This window comes from uncultured Veillonella sp. (assembly GCF_963543145.1).
Lineage (GTDB): Bacteria > Bacillota > Negativicutes > Veillonellales > Veillonellaceae > Veillonella.
Genome location: NZ_CAUTZP010000019.1, coordinates 1 through 19,120, shown reverse-complemented (window position 1 = coordinate 19,120; position 19,120 = coordinate 1). Strand labels below are relative to the sequence as shown.

Sequence of the window (19,120 nt, the reverse complement as noted above, 5' to 3'; positions counted from 1 at the left end):
CCTCAGTGTAAACGATACATCTATCTCTACCTTACAGACCTTTACTCATCTTCATAAGCAAGATTCGTTTCACAGATTCGTCGAGTCGCTCTTTAGAGATACGACCGTCTTTTACGGCTTTCATAAGTCCATTATAAGCCTCTTGCATGTGTTCGTATTCGTGGCATACGAGCAAGATATCGCTTCCGGCGAGGATGGATTGCACAGCCATATCGCCGAAGGTGTAATGCTTCGCGAGGGCGCCCATATCCATATCGTCCGTTACAACAACGCCATTATAGCCCATATCCTTACGTAACCAGTCCGTAATGATAGCTTTAGACAAGCTAGATGGATGGTCTGGATCAATTTGAGGGTACATCGCGTGAGACACCATGATGGTATATGTATTCGGTTTGGACTGTTTAATGAGGTCTACAAATACCTTTGTATCTTCGTTCAATAAAGTCTCTTTAGACACTGGCACAATACTTGTATCAGCATGTAAATCGACATCTGTTTTACCAATACCTGGGAAATGTTTATAGGAATACCACAGGCCCGCTTCATTATAGGCCTTACCCACAGCACCGGCATAGCGAACTACTTCATCAGGGTTTGTACTAAAAGAGCGGCCATAGGTTAATCCTAAGTCCGCTACAGGGGCAAAGTTAATGTTAAAACCTAAATCTTTTAGCTCGGTACCAGCCTGTTTTGCCAATGATGAAGCTTGTTCAACAGATCCCTTACCAACCTCTTCTGCAGGAGGCACCTTAATCAACTGATCCTCCATACGCGCTACGGCACCACCCTCTTGGTCGATACCAATGAACAATGGCGTTAAGCCCGCACTTTTACCGGCCTTGTTAATATCTGTAATGAGCGTCTTAACTTGATCCTTGGAGTCCATATTACGGTCGAACAAGATAATACCGCCCACACGGTACTCGTTGAGCATAAATTTAGCATCATCGTTCAAGGTCTTGCCGTGAATGCCAATCATCATCAATTGCCCAACCTTGTCCGCATCGGACATATTAGCCACTAATTTATCTACCTTTTCTTCTGGTGAAAGCTCGCTCTGCGCTACAGATTCATAGGTTACAGGCTCAGCCTTTGAAGTAAATGGATTATGTAAACCGCAACCCGTGGTGATTGCTAAGGCGCCAATCATCGTAGCTGCTACAAAACGTCGAAACATATATACCTCCAAAATCTCTAAAAAGTATTATGTATAGTATATCAAAAAACGAAGACAGCCCCAACAACGCCAATACATCTAGTAAATCGCGAGCAAATGCCACTGCATCTAGTGAACCATGAGTGAATGCCACTGCATCTAGTGAACCATAGGCGAATGCCAATACACGAATGAATCGTAAGCGCAAAAAAGACTATTACCCAACCCTAAGAATATCTTCCGTACTAGGTTCAGGTAACAGTCTTTATATAAGTTAAGAGTTTAAGTTTAAAGCTTAAGTTAAAGGCTTAAATTAAAAACTTAAGTTAAATGCTTAAGTTAAATAGTTAAGCTAAATAGTTAAGCTAAATTTTGCCTTGCTCTTTCATTTCAGCTAAAAGCTTTACGATGCGAGGACCACAGCCTTTACCACCGCAAGCGCCCGTGCCAGCACGAGTTGCTTCTTTTACTTCTGGAAATGTATGAGCACCATCTAAAATGGCTTCTTTAATCGTTTTGCGCGTAATACTACGGCATGTACACACCTTTGTAAGCTTGTCCAGAATGGCCTCTGGCACTTGATTGTCTTCAAAATTCATATGTTATTCCTCATCTATTCACTTGAATGTCTATATACTGTATCGATTTACTATATCGATTTAGTGTATTAATGTACCTATCGATGTAGTGGATCAATTTACTCTATCCATAGTATCTAATAATACACTGTAATATTAATATATCGAAAATTTACGATTTCTATACTTAGTATATCATACTTATCGAATTATATCGATACTTTTTAATATAGTGAGGAATGTAAAATAAATAGCCTTAAGCTGAATCCTTATAAAATAAGGCTCACGATGTATTCAAAGAATTGTAAAATGGTTTGTTGTAATGGAATGAAAATCTTATCTGCAATTGGCGTATTAAGCAATAAGATAAGTACAATCAAGCTTACAAAGCTTAATCGCTCCAATGTGAATTGCAAGTCTCTAGGCAAAAAGCTTGTAATAATGCGACTACCATCAAGTGGTGGTATAGGCATCATATTGAGAATGGCAAAGTTAATATTATATACAACAATCAGTGTCAGTACTAACTCTAATGATTCATTTAGCAACAAGCCGTTGCTTTCAAGTAAACGAAGTGCTAAGTAGCCTAAAAAGGCCATCAACACATTAGACGCCGGCCCCGCAATCGATACTAAGGTATAGTCTGTGCGAGGATCACGGAAGTTAGATGTATCAACCATTACAGGCTTAGCCCATCCAAACCCACCGATAAGGAAGGCTATAGAGCCGACTAAATCAAGGTGTGCCACCGGATTTAATGTCAAGCGGCCCATGGAGCGCGGCGTAGGGTCGCCGAGCATATCTGCAACCTTGGCATGAGCAAATTCATGCCCTGCAGTTGCAAGGATAAGCGCCGGAATAGACGCTAAAATCATAGTTAAACTAATGCCAGAAAATAACATAAAACTCCTTTATTGTTTAGCTTCCCATGCGGTGTAACCGTCTCGAATGCAACGAAGGGCATTCAAAGTGCGCGGATAACCGATGTACGGTACACATTGAGACACGATATTAATTAAATATTGTTTGCTGTTCCCTACGTTCAAGTTGCCTTCTACGTGAGCCGTCAGCTGAGATTCACAGCCACCTTGAGCGGACAAGAAGCAGAAGGTAATCATTTCGCGATGAGCTACGCTAAGGCCTTTGCGAGTATAGTAATCACCAAACATATTCGCCAGCCATTTATTGATGTGACGCGTATCTTCTGGACCTTCTTGGTAAGAATTGCGCATAGCCTCGCCAAAGATTTCCACTTGTTTTTCTACACCTTTTTCAAGACGAGACTCACGAGTGATTGTGCTTCGAGATGGATCAGCAATGGTTTCTCCACGATAGTCAAAAATCTTGTTTGTCACCTTAAAGAATGGGCGCACACGACCAATACCAAGATATGGCACCGCCTGATAAATGAGCTCTACCACTTCGTCAGGAATCAACCCAAAGTTCAGTGCTGCTGGTAGCATCAATGCGTATTCATCAACAGCAGAGGCACCAACTAAGGTAGCAAGAATAGCCAAGAATCGATCCTTTGCAGGCACATTGCGACCTTCTTCAGTGATAACTTCATCGAATGCGAAATTATCAAACAAAACTTCAAACTCAGGATCTATATAACCTGCTGGAGCTGCAATATCAGGGAACATGCGCTCTGTATAAGCTTGAGCAAATTCAGATTTAGACATAGAAAAACCTCCATAAGCAACACTGGTGAAAGCCCAAAAGGAGCTTTCACCAGCAATAGTTATGTAATTATTACGGCAAGCGCCTCTAAATTATAACGTGGAGAAAGAGAAGTCAGTGCCGTATACTTCTTTCCAAGCAGCCATGAACATATTGAATTCGTTACTACCAGGTTTGATTTCATATAATTGACCATCTGGAGCGAAACGATATACAGTATGCAAGGTTGGGTGTACAAGATATTTGAACAATGTAGTTTCACCGTATTGGTTATCATGCATGTTCACTACATTAATACTGAATACAAGGTTACGGCTGCTGTCAATACCGTTGAATGCAGATGATCTATCGAAGAAATATGTTTCTGAACCATTTGCACTGTTTGGAACCTCTGGGAAATTAGGCAAACCATTCCAGTATGATGCGTTTGCTACGCCACCCACTAATAATGTACCTGCTAATACAAATGCTCCTAATAAATTTTTATTCATAATGCTCTCCTTTTTGCCATGAAGGCTAATCATAACTAAGTCATACTTTCACATGACATTTATACAATACGCTATATATAGTATATCACATTTTTAATAAAATATAGAATATCTTCGGTTTCAAAATGAATGCATATGAGGTTCGACAAAATTAGCCTTTAAAAGTCTGTGCCGTTTTCTTATTGGCGTTATCAATTGCTTCTAGCAATTTATTAAGCAACATACGCAATTGACGTGTCTCTTCTACGTCAAATATAGGACCTGACGCTTCAGCCAAGCGGCGTGGTATATGAACCGCTACATCACGTAATGCTTTGCCCGTATCAGTAAGGGTTACCATAACTACCCGTTCATCTTGACGACTGCGTTTGCGTTTCAAGAATGCTTTGGCTTCTAATTTCTTTAAAAGCGGTGTTAATGTACCGGAATCAAGGCGCAATACTTGTCCCAATTCCTTAACGGATAAATCCCCATATTGCCACAATGCCATCATTACGATGTATTGAGTATATGTCAAATTTAAAGGATCTAAGTGACTACGATATGCATTAACAATTTCCTTTGCCACTACATAGAGTGGAAAACTCAATTGATTTTCCAATCTTAAATATTCTGAATCAGGAACATCTTCTTTATGTTTGTACCCTTCAAGTACACCAATTTCTGCCATATTCTACCTCCATATGCACACAATTATCTACTAATTAATTGTACACAATTTTCCAGTAAGCAGTCAACGTTAAATCCCTACTTTGTACAGATATTTTTAAATTTGTCAATTAATTAATATTTATTTTCTTATTCGTTAAGAATTGTCAATTTCTATAGAATTTATGGGCAAGAATCTTACCATAAAACTGTAAATTTATTAATAATTTTTTTGATATCAGAATTGCGACCTCATGTCCTTATTTACGTTTTAAGATAGATATGACTTCCTTGTAGTATAATAAAAGAAACTTTATATCAAATTCCATTTGTCATAGGAGGTCCTCATGAATACCTTAGAATGTATTAAAACTCGTCGTAGTACGCGTAAGTTTAAAGCTGATCAATTATCTAAAGAGCTTATTGATCAAGTGCTCGATGCTGGTCGCCGCGCCCCATCTGGTGGCAATACACAATTAACACATTTCATGGTTATCACGAACCAAGACGTGCTCAACGAGTTAGTAACACTTGTTCAGGAAGAATATGGCAAAATGCCGATTACAGAAAATACATTACCATATATGGTGAATATTATTAACATGTCTGCGGAAGGCAAGTTTGTATTTAACTATGGAGCGCCTGTACTCATCATATTGGCTAGCAAAGCAAATTATGCTAACAACTTTGCTGACGTATCATGTGCGATGCAAAACATGATGCTCGCTTGCAACGAACTCGACCTTGGTAGCTGCTGGGTTAACCAACTCCGCCATCTTCAAGATAACGAACGCATCCAAGCTAAAATGCGTGAGCTAGGCCTTGAAGAAGACGAAAAAGTCTATGCTAGCCTGGCTATCAGCTATCCAGATATGCCAAACGGCCTTAACCGACGCGAAATCGAACCAAAAGGCTACAAAGTAACATATGTAGATTAATGAGTAAGTAATTCTAATATAAAACAAGTAATTCTTGGAATATAATAGCGCTATCAATTCCACTACTCATACAGAGTTTGTATCGGAATTGATAGTGCTATTTTATTTAAAATATATCATTACCTTTCAAAATATATCATTACCCTTCAAACACGCGTTTACGTGCAGCTTTTACAAGGATGGAATTGTCATCTTCTACGACGTGGTTAGATTTGTAAGCCCAGCGCAAGAGAAGTGCGGAATTCGCTACTACGAGAAGGCTGCCGCCGTTGTGAACGAGGGCGCCCCATACGGGGGATAATGTACCAATCATAGCCAAAATGATAGCTACAAAATTTAAAAGTAAGGAGAAGGAAAGGTTGATTTTAATGGTAGTCATCATGCGTTTAGACAATGCTACAAGGTGAGGGATTTCTTTTACATTATCGTTTACAAGAACGATATCTGCAGCTTCTACAGCGATATCACTACCTACACCGCCCATAGCGATGCCTACATCAGCTTTCTTAAGAGCCGGTGCATCATTTACACCATCACCTACCATGGCTACAATTTTGCCTTCTTGTTGCAGTTGAGCTACCATATCCATTTTATCCTCTGGCAAACAATCAGCAATAACACGAGGCACATTCAATCGTTCACCAATCGTCTTCGCTGTTGTACCATGATCACCAGTTAAAAGAACTGGCATTATATCAAGATCATTTAAGGACTCAACAACGGCACGGCTTTCACGGCGAACACGGTCAGCTAACGCCACATAACCTGCTAGTACGCCATCAACAGCTACATATACAATAGATGCACCGCGCTTCAAATGCTCATGAGCAGCGTCTTTCACAGAGTCAGCAATAGATACATTACACAAGGCCATCATCGCTTCGTTACCAGCTAACACAGACTTAGTGTTTACAGTAGCCTCCAAACCTTTACCAGGTACCATACGGAAAGAATCTACTGTATCGAAGTTTTCACCATTGCGGGACATAAAGCCATTCACAATAGCCTTGCCCAATGGATGCTCAGATTTAGTCTCTACAGAGTCCACCAAGCGATATAATTGGTCAGCATGCATAGAGCCTACTGTTTCAACGGTAGTCACCTCAGGCGTACCATAAGTCAACGTACCTGTTTTATCAAAGGTCATCGTATCAACCTTTGCCAAGCGTTCCATAATATTGCCACGGCGCACGAGGAAGCCATGTTGACTCGCATTGGAAATAGCCGCCATAATCGCAGCAGGTGTTGCCAATACAAGAGCGCAAGGGCAGAATACAACGAGGATGGTTACGGCACGAATGATTTCACCAGTCACCACATAGGTGCCAACGGCTGCCAAGAGCGCAATCACTACAATCCAAGTAGCCCAACGGTCCGCCAGACTAACGATTTTCGCATTGCCTGGGTCGGTAGACTTAACAAGCTTGATCATCCGTTGAATAGAGCTGTCTTCGCCCTCTTTGGTAGCAGTCATATCAAAAGCACCGAATTGGTTGACCGTACCAGAGAACACTTCGTCGCCTATCGTTTTATCGACCGGCATGGACTCACCGGTCATAACAGATTGATCGATAGCAGTGTCACCAGTTAAAATCGTGCCGTCCACAGGGATAACCTCGCCTGGCAACACGCGGATCACATCACCTACCGTTACGATGTCTGCAGGTAATACCTCTTCCTTGCCGTTGCGAACGATGCGCGCTGTGGTAGGCGTTAATTTAACGAGACGCTCAATGCCCGCCTGTGCTTTCGATACAGTGAACTCTTCTAGCATCGCGCCAAGTTGCATGATGAAAGCAATCTCTGCCGCCGCAAACACTTCACCAATCGCTACCGCTGCGATAAGCGCCAAGGATACCAAGAGGTCAGCCTTTACGTCGAACTCTTCGTACATAGCAACCGCTGCGCCCCACACGATCGGTAAACCACACAATAGGATGGTGAACCATGCCCAGTCGAATGGCAATCCCAGATGAATACCTAATAAACTAAATACTATGCCGATACCACCGGCTACTAATGTAATCTTTTCCCGATTCAAATCGAACCATTCTGCTACTTTGCTCCACCGTTCCATACGTACCTCCTGTGAAAGCTTATATAATGATATGTACACATTGATTATGGATTACATACATGCGTCCATGTATATAACACCGTAAGGCAAACATTGTATTAATGTATCTGTTTACCATTTTGCCGTTATTTTCTTTTTAGTATACCCATAGGGGTATACCCTATGATTATGTTATACCCATATGGGTATATTTGTGTCAACAACAAAATATGTACAATTATTCATATATAGCAAAAAACACAGGTAAATACAGGATCTATTGGTGCTATATTATTCATGCATGAGCATATTACACAAATGCATGAGCAAGTATTCATGTATAATGCTAAAATTGGCGACCCTCATATAGTAGATTTTTTTTTATAACACCCCACCTATGCTAAATGCCCATAATGGTACTGTAAAATAACAATTTATCATACTTAAAAATAAAATATAGTCGACTTAAAGTCATACATGGTATGATTAGAATGAAATTTTAAAGAAAGGATGTGTGATGATGTCGATTTTCTCTCCTGCTCCTCACATTGAACGATTACCAGAGGGGCAAATCGATTCCACCTACAAACGCCTTCGCAAAGAAGTCTTTGCAGGTACATTTATTGGTTATGCTACATTCTATTTGATCCGCCAAAACTTTAGTTTGGCTGTTCCGTACATGATTGCTGAGTACGGTTACACAAAAGCGGATCTTGGTATTGTCATGACCCTCTTATCCGTAGCTTACGGCATAAGTAAATTTGTTATGGGTAATGCGTCTGACCGCTCTAACCCGAAATATTTCTCCACAGTAGGTCTATTGCTCAGTGCTTTAGTTATGTTATTATTCGGCACCTTACCTGGTGTTTTAAGCAGTATTCCTATCATGTGTGTGCTTGCATTCTTAAATGGTTGGTTCCAAGGTATGGGATATCCTCCATACGCCAAAAATATGGTAACTTGGTTCTCCCGTTCCGAACGCGGTGCTTGGTGGTCCTGGTGGAACGTATCCCATAACCTCGGTGGCGGTATCATCGCTCCACTTGCAACGTTAGGTATTTACCTATTTGGTACATGGCATAGTATCTTCTTCTTCCCCGCTATTATTTCCATTATCTTAGCTATTGTTACCTTCTTCTTGTTGAAAGATACACCTCAATCCTGTGGTTTACCACCTATTGAGGAATATAAACATGAGCCAGCAGCTGAAGTAACTGATGAAGATAAAACTACCTTTAAAGAAATCTTCTACAAATATATTTTGCATAATAAATACTTGTGGTACCTTGCAATTGCAAATATCTTTGTATACTTTATCCGTTATGGCGTAGTAAGTTGGGCACCTACCTATTTAACAGCGGTGAAAGGCTTCACTAAAGAAGGTTCCCGTTGGGCTTACTTCTTGTATGAATGGGCTGGTATTCCAGGCATGCTCGTAAGTGGTTACTTAAGTGACCGCGTATTCCGCGGCCGTCGTGCGCCAGCTACAATCTGCTTCATGCTATTCGTTATCTTGGCGATTCTTGTTTACTGGTTCAACCCAGCAGGCAATATCCTCATTGATAATCTAGCACTGATCGCTATCGGCTTCCTCATCTACGGTCCAGTTATGATGATCGGCCTTCAAGCAGCCGACATGGTACCACGCGTAGCAACAGGTGGCGCTACTGGTCTTACAGGCCTTCTTGGTTACCTCATCGGTTCCGCTGGTGCTGGTGCGTTCATGGGTCTCATGGTTGACCTCTACGGTTGGGATGGCGGTTTCGTGGCCCTTGTTGGTGCATGTATCCTCGCTATCGTATTCCTACTTCTCACACTTGGTGATAAATCCCAAGCTAAAAACTAATCAACAACAAACTATTGTATAAACGTAAAAATCCCCTAGTAACACATGGTTACTAGGGGATTTTTATGTATGTAATACACTTCAATTTGTGTAATACACTTCAATTTATGTAACTTACTTTAATTTATAGGACTCACATTAATGTACGACTTATTGTAACTTACGCAACGCACAAAGAGCCGTTTAATACTTTCAAATTATACACGAGACCAAGTCGCACCAAGCCATGTAAGGCAACGGCCGTTACAGGGTTAAGAGAGCCGAACACACCAGCACCGATGATGCCTACGTGGAATAAAACGGACACGATGAGCAGGCCCAAATGGCACTGTTTTGCCTCTTTTGAAAGCTCTGCTGTCGGCGAATTGTTATCCACAAGGGATCCCATCATGAGCGCCACGAGAATAAGTTCCAAAGAACAAGGACAAAGCACTAATAACAAGGTCGCCGTATGCATGAAATCACCAGTTAATGCAAAGGATCCCATGGACAGCAACAATACGACTACAACGATAACGGATGAATAGTTGTTAATGCCTTGACGCAATGCTACAAGCTGGGTTGGCATAACCGGTAACATATCATCATCCAAGGTGTAATGTGTTTCACCTGTAATGAGCTGTTCCAAGAAGAATCCAGCGTGCACCATGATACCCACATAAGCCGCTGTATGATAATCACCAATGGCGATGAGCGCTACCATAGCGACAACAATGAGAAAATTAGCGTGAATCTCTAAATTATCCAAAATGCTCTGCACACTATTAATCAACAATGGCAACCCACAAATGATAACAGTGACCCAAGCCAAATCAATGACTGGATACAAAGGCTCTGTAATAAAATCTAATAATATAAACAAAATACCTAGCGCTAAGATGGCACCTTGCGTACGCAACAACACCTGCGCTGCTAATGATTGTAAAAGCTTCATAAAGACCTCTCTAGGTACTAGAACCGGCCAAACTCGGTCCGGAAATAAAAACAATACATAATAAAGTAATTTAAAATACTTTTCTGCCACCCTCTATAGTACCCATAGGGGTATATCTATAATGTAAATATTATACATAATATAAGCAATATATACAAATTAAATTTATTGAATACTAATTTCATATAAAAAGATAAGCCCCTATCTCTAAAAATGACTTAGCTCGCTATGGAAGCTTTTAGAGATAGGGGCTTTGACCCAAGGGTATGAAATTAGAGCTTCAACGCTTCAATCCATTCTGCTTCTTTAAAGCCAACCAGAACTTTGTCTTTTAGAACCAAAATAGGACGTTTTACTAACATGCCATTAGATGCTAATAAAGCTACTTTTTCTTCTTCGCTAAGATTTGGCAATTTATCCTTTAATTGTTGTTCACGATAAATCATACCAGACGTATTAAAGAATGCTTTCAAATCTTTACCAGATTGTGGATACCAAGCAGCGATTTCTTCAGCTGTAGGATTTTCAGCTTTAATATCACGAGCAGTGTACTTAACTTTATGATCATCTAAGAATTTCTTTGCTTTTTTGCATGTTGTGCATTTAGGGTATTCAACGAATAGCATAGGTTCTCCTTATATCAATATCCAATATTATAACAACTTACTTATATATTAAGTGTATCAAATATATCGAAAGTTATCAATATTTTATTGACAGTCCACTGGTTCTAATGCATTACAATGTGTAATAGAATTTAATACTTCATCCATGCCAGTGCTAAGCTTTGCTGTACGTAAGTCAACATCCATCTGCATCCGTAAAAAATATCCTTCAGATACGCCAAAATATTTAGCTAAACGTAAAGATGTATCTGCCGAAATAGCTCGTGTACCATTCAAGATCTCCTGAATCCGTGATACAGGCACATGTATATCTTTAGCTAATCGATATGCAGATAGCCCTAATGGCTCCATAAACTCTTCTTTCAATATTTCACTAATGGTAGGTGTCGGAATAAACTTATCCATATATATCCCCTCTCTATCAATGATAATCTATAATTTCTACATCATAAAAACTATTAATATCTTTTACTTTAAAACATAACCTATACTGGCTATTAATTCGTAAACTATACTGACCAAATCGAGTCCCTTGTAAAAGTTCTAAACGATTACCCGGCGGCAATCTTAAATCATCTAATGATTCAGCATTATCTAATAACATTAATTTGCGAAGAGCTAGTCTTTGTAAAAACGGCGAAAATCGTTTTGAAAAACTTTGACGGTAAATCTTTTCTGTTTCTTTATCCTTAAATCCGATAATCATAGAATCTCTCCTTCAATTATACCTGCTAAACAGGTATAATTCAATAATATATACCTGAACAACCGGTATATCGGAAATTAAAATAATTCTGCTTACGATTTCGGTAAAAGATTTCTAGATAATATCAGACAAATCCTACTATAAGAGTGATTCTATTAGTCACCTATTTCGGAACGTAAAGATCTACATCCATCAACTTAATTAAGTCGAGGAATATCATCACTTATTTTATTGCAATGAATTGTAAAATATATTGCGACAAATAAAAGACCTATATCCTCTACCATCTCATGTACAAGGTACACATCAAAGGGTTAAAGAAAGTACTATTTACAGCAAGAATGTTAAGCCCATAGCCACAAAGATAGCAGGCAATAGGTTAGCGATACGCACTTTACCTGGCCAGATGAGATCGATACCAACGCAGAAAATTAGAATGGATCCCACGTAGGACAAGTTGTCGATAGCGCTTGGGGTCATCAACGGTGCTGCGATATGTGCCATAGCAGTGATAATCCATTGGGTGATGCCTACAGGAATAAAGGAGAACAGCGCTCCCTTGCCCATGGAGGATACCATAACCATAACGATGATACCGTCGAGGATGCCTTTCAATAATAGCGTCTGGTAATTACCAGTAAGACCGTCTTGAATGGAACCTAGTACGCCCATAGCACCTACAGTAAAGGTAAGAGATGCAGTAATGAAAGCATGAGTAAACTTCGGATCACCGGCGTTACCTGTGCGAGCTTTCACCCAGTCACCAAACACCGTAATCCAACGATTAAGGTCGATGACCTCACCAATAATGGCGCCTGCCACCATACTGATAATCATCAGCATAGGCCCCGTCGTTTGCAGCGTGCCGTTCACGATAACTAGCATATACTGCATGGCACCACTCATACCGAGCAGTAGCACGATGATGCCGCTCACCATCATGAGCGTCTGTTTTAAATTTTCTTTCATAAACCGACCGAATACAAGGCCGCAAAGGCTGCCGGCTATAATGAGGCCAACGTTAATGGCCGTTCCCAAACCAATCATATATTTTCCTTCTTTGATTGTGAAAGTACCCGTGTTAAATCATGTTTAGTATAGCAACTATATCGAAATGAATCAATTCATGTATATAGAAATAAATCAATCCATATGGTATACAACCAAAGAACACAAAAAGCCTCCATCCACTTTAGGATAGAGGCTGTATGCATGTTTATAGCGCTTGAAAGAAAAGATTATGAGAGTCTCGCTTTGGAGAGAGAATGTGTTTGTATATAAAACGGACTGACATATGATGAGTCGCTATCACCCTTCATCGTCGGCAGGCAGTCGTACTGTATCTGTACTTTGATTGATCTCATCAAAGCAAGGACAGTCTTTACCGTGATCGTTGATAAGGCCGCTAGCTTGGAGATGCGAATAAATGGTCACAGGTCCCACAAACTTGAACCCCCGTTTCTTCAGGTCTTTGCTAATGCGTGTAGATAGGCCGTTCTTAGCGGGCACCTGACCTTTAGGATGGTTGTCATAAATAATGGTTTTGTTATTTGTGAAAGCCCAAATATAGTTGCAGAACGAACCAAATTCAGATTGAATACGTTTAAAAGCAGAAGCATTATGTATAATCGCTTCAATTTTAGGACGAGACTTGAGCATACCCTCGGTTTGCATAATCCGGTTGATGTCGCTTTCACCATAAGAAGAGACTGCCTCAATATCAAAATCATCAAAGCAGCCTCGAATAATGTCCCGTTTATTTAAAATAGTAAGCCAGCTAAGGCCACATTGGAGGCTTTCAAGACAAAGATGTTCAAATTGAAGCCTATCATCATGAATTGGTCGGCCCCACTCATGATCGTGGTACGCCTGATACAAAGGCGTCGTCGGCCAATCGCAAGTTGCCATTACACACCACCATGCGCCCATACGAGGACGTCATACATGAGAGCCACCACGAGGCCCATCACAAGATGTCCGCCTACGTAAAATGGCACGAGATAATAGATAAATAACAATAGAGAATGTAAGGTTTTGCGGAGCCATACAATCGGTGTGGACGTACCGCCACCCACCTTGCCATCGAGCCAGTTATGAAGGATGTAAATGGGCGTGCCCAAACGATGAATCCAATCTGGCACGCGCACTCTAGGATTTAAGCCAGGGCAATAGAAAATCACTAGCGGCAAAGCCACCGCATCAAGGATGAGCAAGATGGTTAACATCAAAGCAAACCAGTCAACTTCGCCTTCCCACGTGAGAGGCTGTGCCACAAAACGAGCACCCCACAAATAGGCTTTGTATACGATATACGGTTCTAATAGCCATAATAAGGGCTTTACTACACTCATGGGACTACCTACGCCAAACAAAAAATAAGAAAAACTACGCATTTGCGTAGTCGTTTGATATATACATCGATTTCTATACTATTATTATATCAGATTTTGGCCTTTTTGTGGGGTAAAATTCACAAAATTTTGTCAAAATATACAATTTATAGTAGTTATCAACAAAAGAACCCACTATATAAGGCATTCCTCACTATGACCTCATATATACTTATTTTTCATCAAATTCATGACTAATTTTGATAAATCCCTTAGAAAAATATAGTCATTTGGTTATATAATTATACTTAATAACGTAACCTATGGATTACTACAATACCTATGGATTACTACAATATCAATAGCTATGAGAGTATAAACGGGAGATACTACCATGACAAAACTACCCCTATTAGCGGGTGCTTTCATAATGAGCACTATATTATCACCAGTAGGAGCCATCGATATTAATATTCCTGGTGCAGATTCGAAGATTCCAAAGGATGCCTACATAAATTACCAAACCACGAACCCTGATATCGAAAAGGATGTTGCAAACTATGTGGAAACACTAAAGTCAACGGACAAGGCTAAAGGTATTAGTAAAAGCGAATTTGAGTATGCTAAAGCGGCCTCTATATATCGTGGTCAACATTACCATAATACGGTCATTTCCGTTCATGACAAATACAACCAGATTCGCCTTTCATTCCCTGTAGCTGGCATAAAAAGTGATTATAATATAGGACGTTATCAAAATCCGAATCGAACCATTGAGGACTATCGAGTGTTAACCGATAATGGAAGTCTCAATTTAGAAATTGACTATGCTGATTACAAAGATCAGAATTGGCGTAACACTAAAATCCCCTATGAGAAACTAACAGATAATAACGTCCGTAAATTCTTACAAGATAAGGCCAAAAGCAATCCAGCAAAACATATTTCTGATATAAAGGGTACTGTATTTTCATATCCTACTATTACCTATAGCACTTGGGACAGTATGAAGATGCCACGCCTCAAAAACGGTAAAAAAACAACGCTCACCACCGACACGATCAATTTTAAATTTAAGGGCTATAACTTGCGTCAGCCCTTATATCACGCAGGGTTTGTCAATTATGATAACAAACCCGTTCTGAACAAGGTTCCTACAGATACATTATTGGCCAATTATGTGCTTCCCTCTGTACAAAACTTAAATGAATTAAATCAATATTCACGCATTGAAATCTTAAATGGTGTACAGTACCGCGTACCAAAAGACGCCATATACGAAGGTGAACGTAAGGACTCCGACCACCAAGACAGTAGACTCTACAAAAAAGGAGATATAACACTCTTTGTTTCTACTGACAATATCCCTAAAAACTCATATGCCCCTAAACTTGTTGTAAACGGGCATTACAATTTTAAAACTGAATTAGATACGGTCTGGGATATTTACTATTACTACCCAACATCAGATTATATTAATTATGCCGTTATATGGAATAATAATATGCCTGGACTATCCACACACATCTATAAACCTCATAAAGACGATCACATCTTAACCTTTAACTCCTATGATGGGACCTATAGCTTTACGTATGTCATCTTTTATCCAAGTTTTTTAAATGCTGAGGAAGTTCAAAAATTACGGAATATGATTGAGTTTTTTGACTCTACCAATAACCCTAGCTTTAAACTGAAAGAACATGTTCTATTTCCAAATACAGAGGCAAAAGATAAGGCTAGCCCTCTATAGCCTCAACTACTTCGCCGATATACATATAATGCGGTTCCCAGCGATTTTTACCGGCTTGGGTATACATAGACGGATTTGCTGCATAATATTCCTTTACGCTATCTGCCAAATGGGCTTCATCAAATTGGTGTTCATACAGTTTTTTACATACAAATGTTAAATCTGCTTCTTTGAAAGTCACGCCGTTACCTGCTGCCCCAACTGACTGTACAAGTATTGAAATCATCAAGCGTACCAGCCGTAACAAGAGCCCAACGATCCTCGAACATAGTAAAAGCCTTATAATCCTTCGTTTCAAATGGTTTCATAAGAACCTCCAAAATGGAATTTACTTAACAAGAACCTCATCAAAATATTGCTTATTTATATACTTCATAATACACCGCTTGTAATATATTGTATATTGCATAAAAGATTATTATATGCTATACTTCGCCTTGTATAGCAGTATTTTGTACTATTATACAATATAGGAGATTTTCTTCTATCTCTATAAAGTAATAAAGGAGTGTAATCCCATGGAAAATGTTGTTGTCTCAATTTTTCATATTGAAAGTGAAGCCTTTCAGGCCTTTTCAGAATTAAAACAGTTTGGTCAAACTGAAAATACAAAAATAGCTCAGGCTTCAATTGTAAAAGCTGAAAATGGTGTTATTAACGTCAAAGATAGCTTTGATTTGATGGGTTCCCTAGGAGATGATTATTTCGAAGGCGGATTAATTGGTAGTTTAATCGGAATTTTAGGTGGACCACTAGGTGTTCTCCTTGGTTTTGCTGTTGGTGGAGCAATTGGCGCCTCCGTTGGTTCAGACAAAGAATTGGCCAATTCGGCATTAATTACAACCGTTAGTAATAAGTTGACAAATGGCGAAGTAGCTATTATTGCACTTGTACAAGAAAATGATGAATCTGTTTTAAATTCTATTTTTGAAAAGTATCAGGTTCAGATTGCTAGGTGGGATGTCACTACTGTTGCGGCAGAAATAGAGTCAGCTCTCAAAATTCAAAAAGATTTAGAGCATCAAGCTAAAGCTCGCTTAATTGCGGATAAAAAAGAAGCTCGTCGTGAAAAATTTGATAAATTGAAAGCTAATATTAAAGAGAAATTTTCGAAAAAAAATTAACAGACTGAAGAGACTGAGGTAAAAAGATTTCGATTTTTGAAAATCTTTACTATTAAGCTATTTAAATAAATGGTTTAAATTAATAAAAAAGCGACCAAACGGAGTTTTCTGGCACTTAAACTTCTGTTTGGTCGCTTTTTATGTTAGTCATGTAAATTTGTAGCTAATTTACATGACTTTTCTATATTCTCTAATAATAGGCACTGATGATTTATCATAGGTACACTGGTCTCCTGAATCAAAGCTTATAGAGATGCCACACTTTGAAAACGGTAAAAAAACAACGCTCACCACCGACACCATCAATTTTAAATTTAAGGGCTATAACATGCGTCATCCCTTATATCACGCAGGGTTTGTCTATTATGATAACAACCCCGTTCTGAACAAGGTTCCTAAAAGCTCATATGCCCGTAAACTTGTTGTAAACGGGCATTACAATTTTAAAACTGAATTAGATACGGTCTGGGATATTTACTATTACTACCCAACATCAGATTATATTAATTATGCCGTTATATGGAATAATAATATGCCTGGACTATCCACACACATCTATAAACCTCATAAAGACGATCACATCTTAACCTTTAACTCCTATGATGGGACCTATAGCTTTACGTATGTCATCTTTTATCCAAGTTTTTTAAATGCTGAGGAAGTTCAAAAATTACGAAATATGATTGAGTTTTTTGACTCTACCAATAACTCTAGCTTTAAACTGAAAGAGCATGTTCTATTTCCAGATACGGCGGAGAGCCATACCCATTAAAATGCCTTTTAAAATCTAATAAGATGTATAAAGATGTATAAACGAAACAGCCAGTGCTACAAATCGCAATACTGGCTGTTTTTATATCTCACTATTTCTTTTTAGACACAAGTATATCCACACATATAGATAACATATTAATTAAGCCTTATATAAGGCTATCCCTCTATAGCCTCAACTACTTCGCCGATGTACATATAATGCGGTTCCCAGCGATCTTTACCGGCTTGGGTATACATAGACGGATTCGCTGCATAATATTCCTTTACGCTATCTGCCAAATGAGCTTCATCAAATTGGTGTTCATAAAGCTTTTTACATACAAATGTTAAATCTGCTTCTTTGAAAGTCACGCCCTTTCCTGCTGCCACTGGTGTTAGCCCAGAGTTAGCTACCTTATCTTCGTCGCGACCAGAATGAGAACCTAAATAACCAAGTGCCTTGCGATAGCTTTCAGGGAAGAAACTAACTGTAAAGGTATCGTATTTCGCCATGAATTCTTGTGTATAGTGAGCTGGATGGATGTACACCGTCACCGTGGACATATCACCACCATTAGGTCCCCACACGTTGCCCATACTGCCCCAGCTAACTGTACAGGTATTGAAATCATCAAGCGTACCAGCTGTAATAAGAGCCCAACGATCCTCGAACATGGTAAAAGCTTTGTAATCCTTCGTTTCAAATGGTTTCATAAGAACCTCCAAAATGGAATTTACTTAACAAGAACCTCATCAAAATGTTGCTTATATATTTCATAATACACCGCATCAGCGATATCGTAAAACTCTTTATATACCATCGCCTTAATCATATACATAGGCGGCTCAAAACCGATTACCTTCACCATATTCACGTCAATATAGGATGCGCCATGCTCGTCTACATTAGGAATATCCGACACAAACTGAGATCCCTTCTTAAACTACGGCTGAGACGTGAGCACCTCAAGCGTGATTGCTTGGCGTTATAAACATTTACAACATAAAACTCAAACTGTATTTAACGACATAGATAAAAGAAGTCGATCTTATCTACAATCAAAGATCGGCTTTTAATTTTATCTACTATAATGAGAATGCTTTGCGAACTGATTTTAAACTACACTACGTTCAAACACCTGTGTAAGTGGGCATTACCTTGATTTGATTTTAGAGGTTTACAGAATTACACTACTCTCAAACATCGCAATGTATCTGTGTCATACTCTCCCCGTTTTAGAGGTTTACAGAATTACACTACTCTCAAACTGGATTAATTGTCCGAAATATAAAGCTAATGTTTTAGAGGTTTACAGAATTACACTACTCTCAAACGATTTTAGGAACTCGATATACTCAACCGCCGTTTTAGAGGTTTACAGAATTACACTACTCTCAAACCATTATCATCAGTCTTACGTTCTTCAATATGTTTTAGAGGTTTACAGAATTACACTACTCTCAAACTATTGTTTCCTAACAAGCGTTGCTCCTCCGG

At 39.3% G+C, this 19,120-nt stretch carries 21 protein-coding genes, 1 pseudogene and 1 CRISPR repeat array; of the genes and pseudogenes, 5 read left to right on the top strand and 17 right to left on the bottom strand.

Going from position 1 to position 19,120, the window contains the following annotated elements:
- Positions 1-31: 31 nt before the first annotated feature.
- The 6 genes from RWZ05_RS07995 to RWZ05_RS07970 form a co-directional block, all read right to left on the bottom strand.
- Entirely contained in the window at positions 32-1,180 is a 1,149-nt protein-coding gene (locus RWZ05_RS07995) for a glycoside hydrolase family 3 protein (protein ID WP_314643525.1), read from the bottom strand.
- 344 nt (positions 1,181-1,524) lie between these two features.
- The gene (locus RWZ05_RS07990; protein WP_009352375.1) at positions 1,525-1,758 is read right to left on the bottom strand and encodes a (2Fe-2S)-binding protein; all 234 of its coding nucleotides are present in this window, start codon (positions 1,756-1,758) and stop codon (positions 1,525-1,527) included.
- A 248-nt stretch (positions 1,759-2,006) separates the two neighbouring features.
- The gene (locus RWZ05_RS07985; RefSeq protein ID WP_314643522.1) at positions 2,007-2,639 is read right to left on the bottom strand and encodes a site-2 protease family protein; all 633 of its coding nucleotides are present in this window, start codon (positions 2,637-2,639) and stop codon (positions 2,007-2,009) included.
- A 9-nt stretch (positions 2,640-2,648) separates the two neighbouring features.
- On the bottom strand, positions 2,649-3,419 hold the full coding sequence (locus RWZ05_RS07980; protein WP_314643519.1) for a carboxymuconolactone decarboxylase family protein: 771 nt from the start codon (positions 3,417-3,419) through the stop codon (positions 2,649-2,651).
- A gap of 90 nt (positions 3,420-3,509) precedes the next feature.
- Complete coding sequence (locus RWZ05_RS07975) at positions 3,510-3,908, bottom strand: hypothetical protein (protein WP_314643517.1); 399 nt, start codon at positions 3,906-3,908, stop codon at positions 3,510-3,512.
- Positions 3,909-4,059: 151 nt separating this feature from the next.
- Positions 4,060-4,578, bottom strand: a complete 519-nt coding sequence (locus RWZ05_RS07970) for a MarR family transcriptional regulator (protein ID WP_314643514.1) — start codon at positions 4,576-4,578, stop codon at positions 4,060-4,062.
- 325 nt (positions 4,579-4,903) lie between these two features.
- On the opposite strand from RWZ05_RS07970, the gene RWZ05_RS07965 reads away from it, so the two are divergent.
- Positions 4,904-5,494: a nitroreductase gene (locus tag RWZ05_RS07965; RefSeq protein WP_314643511.1), complete on the top strand. Its 591-nt coding sequence runs from the start codon at positions 4,904-4,906 to the stop codon at positions 5,492-5,494.
- A 139-nt stretch (positions 5,495-5,633) separates the two neighbouring features.
- Here RWZ05_RS07965 and RWZ05_RS07960 read toward each other — a convergent pair whose 3' ends face one another.
- Complete coding sequence (locus tag RWZ05_RS07960) at positions 5,634-7,571, bottom strand: cation-translocating P-type ATPase (RefSeq protein WP_314643508.1); 1,938 nt, start codon at positions 7,569-7,571, stop codon at positions 5,634-5,636.
- Between the two features lie 499 nt (positions 7,572-8,070).
- Between RWZ05_RS07960 and pgtP the strand changes: the two genes are divergently transcribed.
- Positions 8,071-9,396: a phosphoglycerate transporter protein PgtP gene (pgtP, locus tag RWZ05_RS07955; RefSeq protein WP_314643547.1), complete on the top strand. Its 1,326-nt coding sequence runs from the start codon at positions 8,071-8,073 to the stop codon at positions 9,394-9,396.
- A gap of 160 nt (positions 9,397-9,556) precedes the next feature.
- Here pgtP and RWZ05_RS07950 read toward each other — a convergent pair whose 3' ends face one another.
- From RWZ05_RS07950 to RWZ05_RS07920, 7 genes are all read right to left on the bottom strand, one after another.
- Positions 9,557-10,330 (bottom strand): hypothetical protein, encoded by a 774-nt coding sequence (locus RWZ05_RS07950; protein ID WP_314643506.1) that lies wholly within the window; start codon positions 10,328-10,330, stop codon positions 9,557-9,559.
- 272 nt (positions 10,331-10,602) lie between these two features.
- A complete protein-coding gene (locus RWZ05_RS07945) occupies positions 10,603-10,956 on the bottom strand; it encodes a Spx/MgsR family RNA polymerase-binding regulatory protein (RefSeq protein ID WP_009352301.1) in 354 nt (117 codons plus the stop codon).
- Between the two features lie 84 nt (positions 10,957-11,040).
- Entirely contained in the window at positions 11,041-11,361 is a 321-nt protein-coding gene (locus RWZ05_RS07940; RefSeq protein WP_314643504.1) for a HigA family addiction module antitoxin, read from the bottom strand.
- Positions 11,362-11,377: 16 nt separating this feature from the next.
- Complete coding sequence (locus tag RWZ05_RS07935) at positions 11,378-11,662, bottom strand: type II toxin-antitoxin system RelE/ParE family toxin (protein ID WP_314643502.1); 285 nt, start codon at positions 11,660-11,662, stop codon at positions 11,378-11,380.
- A gap of 330 nt (positions 11,663-11,992) precedes the next feature.
- Complete coding sequence (locus RWZ05_RS07930; RefSeq protein WP_314643498.1) at positions 11,993-12,709, bottom strand: DUF554 domain-containing protein; 717 nt, start codon at positions 12,707-12,709, stop codon at positions 11,993-11,995.
- 261 nt (positions 12,710-12,970) lie between these two features.
- Positions 12,971-13,570, bottom strand: a complete 600-nt coding sequence (locus tag RWZ05_RS07925) for a DNA-3-methyladenine glycosylase I (protein WP_314643495.1) — start codon at positions 13,568-13,570, stop codon at positions 12,971-12,973.
- Positions 13,570-14,013 (bottom strand): hypothetical protein, encoded by a 444-nt coding sequence (locus RWZ05_RS07920; protein WP_314643494.1) that lies wholly within the window; start codon positions 14,011-14,013, stop codon positions 13,570-13,572. Before RWZ05_RS07920 ends, RWZ05_RS07925 begins: the two co-directional genes overlap by 1 nt.
- Positions 14,014-14,386: 373 nt before the next feature.
- Here RWZ05_RS07920 and RWZ05_RS07915 point away from each other — a divergent pair, with 373 nt between their 5' ends.
- The gene (locus tag RWZ05_RS07915; RefSeq protein ID WP_314643492.1) at positions 14,387-15,745 is read left to right on the top strand and encodes a hypothetical protein; all 1,359 of its coding nucleotides are present in this window, start codon (positions 14,387-14,389) and stop codon (positions 15,743-15,745) included.
- Here RWZ05_RS07915 and RWZ05_RS07910 read toward each other — a convergent pair.
- A pseudogene (locus tag RWZ05_RS07910) lies at positions 15,732-16,053 on the bottom strand (hypothetical protein). The gene RWZ05_RS07915 and the pseudogene RWZ05_RS07910 overlap by 14 nt on opposite strands.
- A gap of 210 nt (positions 16,054-16,263) precedes the next feature.
- Here RWZ05_RS07910 and RWZ05_RS07905 point away from each other — a divergent pair.
- Positions 16,264-16,869, top strand: a complete 606-nt coding sequence (locus RWZ05_RS07905) for a DUF1269 domain-containing protein (protein ID WP_314643491.1) — start codon at positions 16,264-16,266, stop codon at positions 16,867-16,869.
- A 253-nt stretch (positions 16,870-17,122) separates the two neighbouring features.
- The gene (locus RWZ05_RS07900; protein WP_314643489.1) at positions 17,123-17,641 is read left to right on the top strand and encodes a hypothetical protein; all 519 of its coding nucleotides are present in this window, start codon (positions 17,123-17,125) and stop codon (positions 17,639-17,641) included.
- Positions 17,642-17,799: 158 nt separating this feature from the next.
- Here the strand turns inward: RWZ05_RS07900 and RWZ05_RS07895 are convergent, their stop codons facing one another.
- Together RWZ05_RS07895 and RWZ05_RS07890 are read right to left on the bottom strand one after the other, a co-directional pair.
- Positions 17,800-18,336 (bottom strand): flavin reductase, encoded by a 537-nt coding sequence (locus RWZ05_RS07895; protein ID WP_314643488.1) that lies wholly within the window; start codon positions 18,334-18,336, stop codon positions 17,800-17,802.
- Positions 18,337-18,356: 20 nt separating this feature from the next.
- Positions 18,357-18,545, bottom strand: a complete 189-nt coding sequence (locus RWZ05_RS07890; RefSeq protein ID WP_314643486.1) for a hypothetical protein — start codon at positions 18,543-18,545, stop codon at positions 18,357-18,359.
- Between the two features lie 244 nt (positions 18,546-18,789).
- Positions 18,790-19,093: a CRISPR direct-repeat array (repeat unit 36 nt; unit sequence GTTTTAGAGGTTTACAGAATTACACTACTCTCAAAC).
- Positions 19,094-19,120: the final 27 nt, after the last annotated feature.

Bases quoted from the DNA above. Each gene is read 5' to 3' on its own strand.
- RWZ05_RS07940 (WP_314643504.1), bottom strand. From the start codon at position 11,361: ATGGATAAGTTTATTCCGACACCTACCATTAGTGAAATATTGAAAGAA.
- pgtP (WP_314643547.1), top strand. From the start codon at position 8,071: ATGTCGATTTTCTCTCCTGCTCCTCACATTGAACGATTACCAGAGGGG.
- RWZ05_RS07895 (WP_314643488.1), bottom strand. From the start codon at position 18,336: ATGAAACCATTTGAAACGAAGGATTACAAAGCTTTTACCATGTTCGAG.
- RWZ05_RS07980 (WP_314643519.1), bottom strand. From the start codon at position 3,419: ATGTCTAAATCTGAATTTGCTCAAGCTTATACAGAGCGCATGTTCCCT.
- RWZ05_RS07915 (WP_314643492.1), top strand. From the start codon at position 14,387: ATGACAAAACTACCCCTATTAGCGGGTGCTTTCATAATGAGCACTATA.
- RWZ05_RS07975 (WP_314643517.1), bottom strand. From the start codon at position 3,908: ATGAATAAAAATTTATTAGGAGCATTTGTATTAGCAGGTACATTATTA.
- RWZ05_RS07965 (WP_314643511.1), top strand. From the start codon at position 4,904: ATGAATACCTTAGAATGTATTAAAACTCGTCGTAGTACGCGTAAGTTT.
- RWZ05_RS07970 (WP_314643514.1), bottom strand. From the start codon at position 4,578: ATGGCAGAAATTGGTGTACTTGAAGGGTACAAACATAAAGAAGATGTT.
- RWZ05_RS07920 (WP_314643494.1), bottom strand. From the start codon at position 14,013: ATGAGTGTAGTAAAGCCCTTATTATGGCTATTAGAACCGTATATCGTA.
- RWZ05_RS07995 (WP_314643525.1), bottom strand. From the start codon at position 1,180: ATGTTTCGACGTTTTGTAGCAGCTACGATGATTGGCGCCTTAGCAATC.
- RWZ05_RS07945 (WP_009352301.1), bottom strand. From the start codon at position 10,956: ATGCTATTCGTTGAATACCCTAAATGCACAACATGCAAAAAAGCAAAG.
- RWZ05_RS07900 (WP_314643489.1), top strand. From the start codon at position 17,123: ATGCCACACTTTGAAAACGGTAAAAAAACAACGCTCACCACCGACACC.
- RWZ05_RS07935 (WP_314643502.1), bottom strand. From the start codon at position 11,662: ATGATTATCGGATTTAAGGATAAAGAAACAGAAAAGATTTACCGTCAA.
- RWZ05_RS07985 (WP_314643522.1), bottom strand. From the start codon at position 2,639: ATGTTATTTTCTGGCATTAGTTTAACTATGATTTTAGCGTCTATTCCG.
- RWZ05_RS07905 (WP_314643491.1), top strand. From the start codon at position 16,264: ATGGAAAATGTTGTTGTCTCAATTTTTCATATTGAAAGTGAAGCCTTT.
- RWZ05_RS07960 (WP_314643508.1), bottom strand. From the start codon at position 7,571: ATGGAACGGTGGAGCAAAGTAGCAGAATGGTTCGATTTGAATCGGGAA.
- RWZ05_RS07925 (WP_314643495.1), bottom strand. From the start codon at position 13,570: ATGGCAACTTGCGATTGGCCGACGACGCCTTTGTATCAGGCGTACCAC.
- RWZ05_RS07930 (WP_314643498.1), bottom strand. From the start codon at position 12,709: ATGATTGGTTTGGGAACGGCCATTAACGTTGGCCTCATTATAGCCGGC.
- RWZ05_RS07950 (WP_314643506.1), bottom strand. From the start codon at position 10,330: ATGAAGCTTTTACAATCATTAGCAGCGCAGGTGTTGTTGCGTACGCAA.
- RWZ05_RS07990 (WP_009352375.1), bottom strand. From the start codon at position 1,758: ATGAATTTTGAAGACAATCAAGTGCCAGAGGCCATTCTGGACAAGCTT.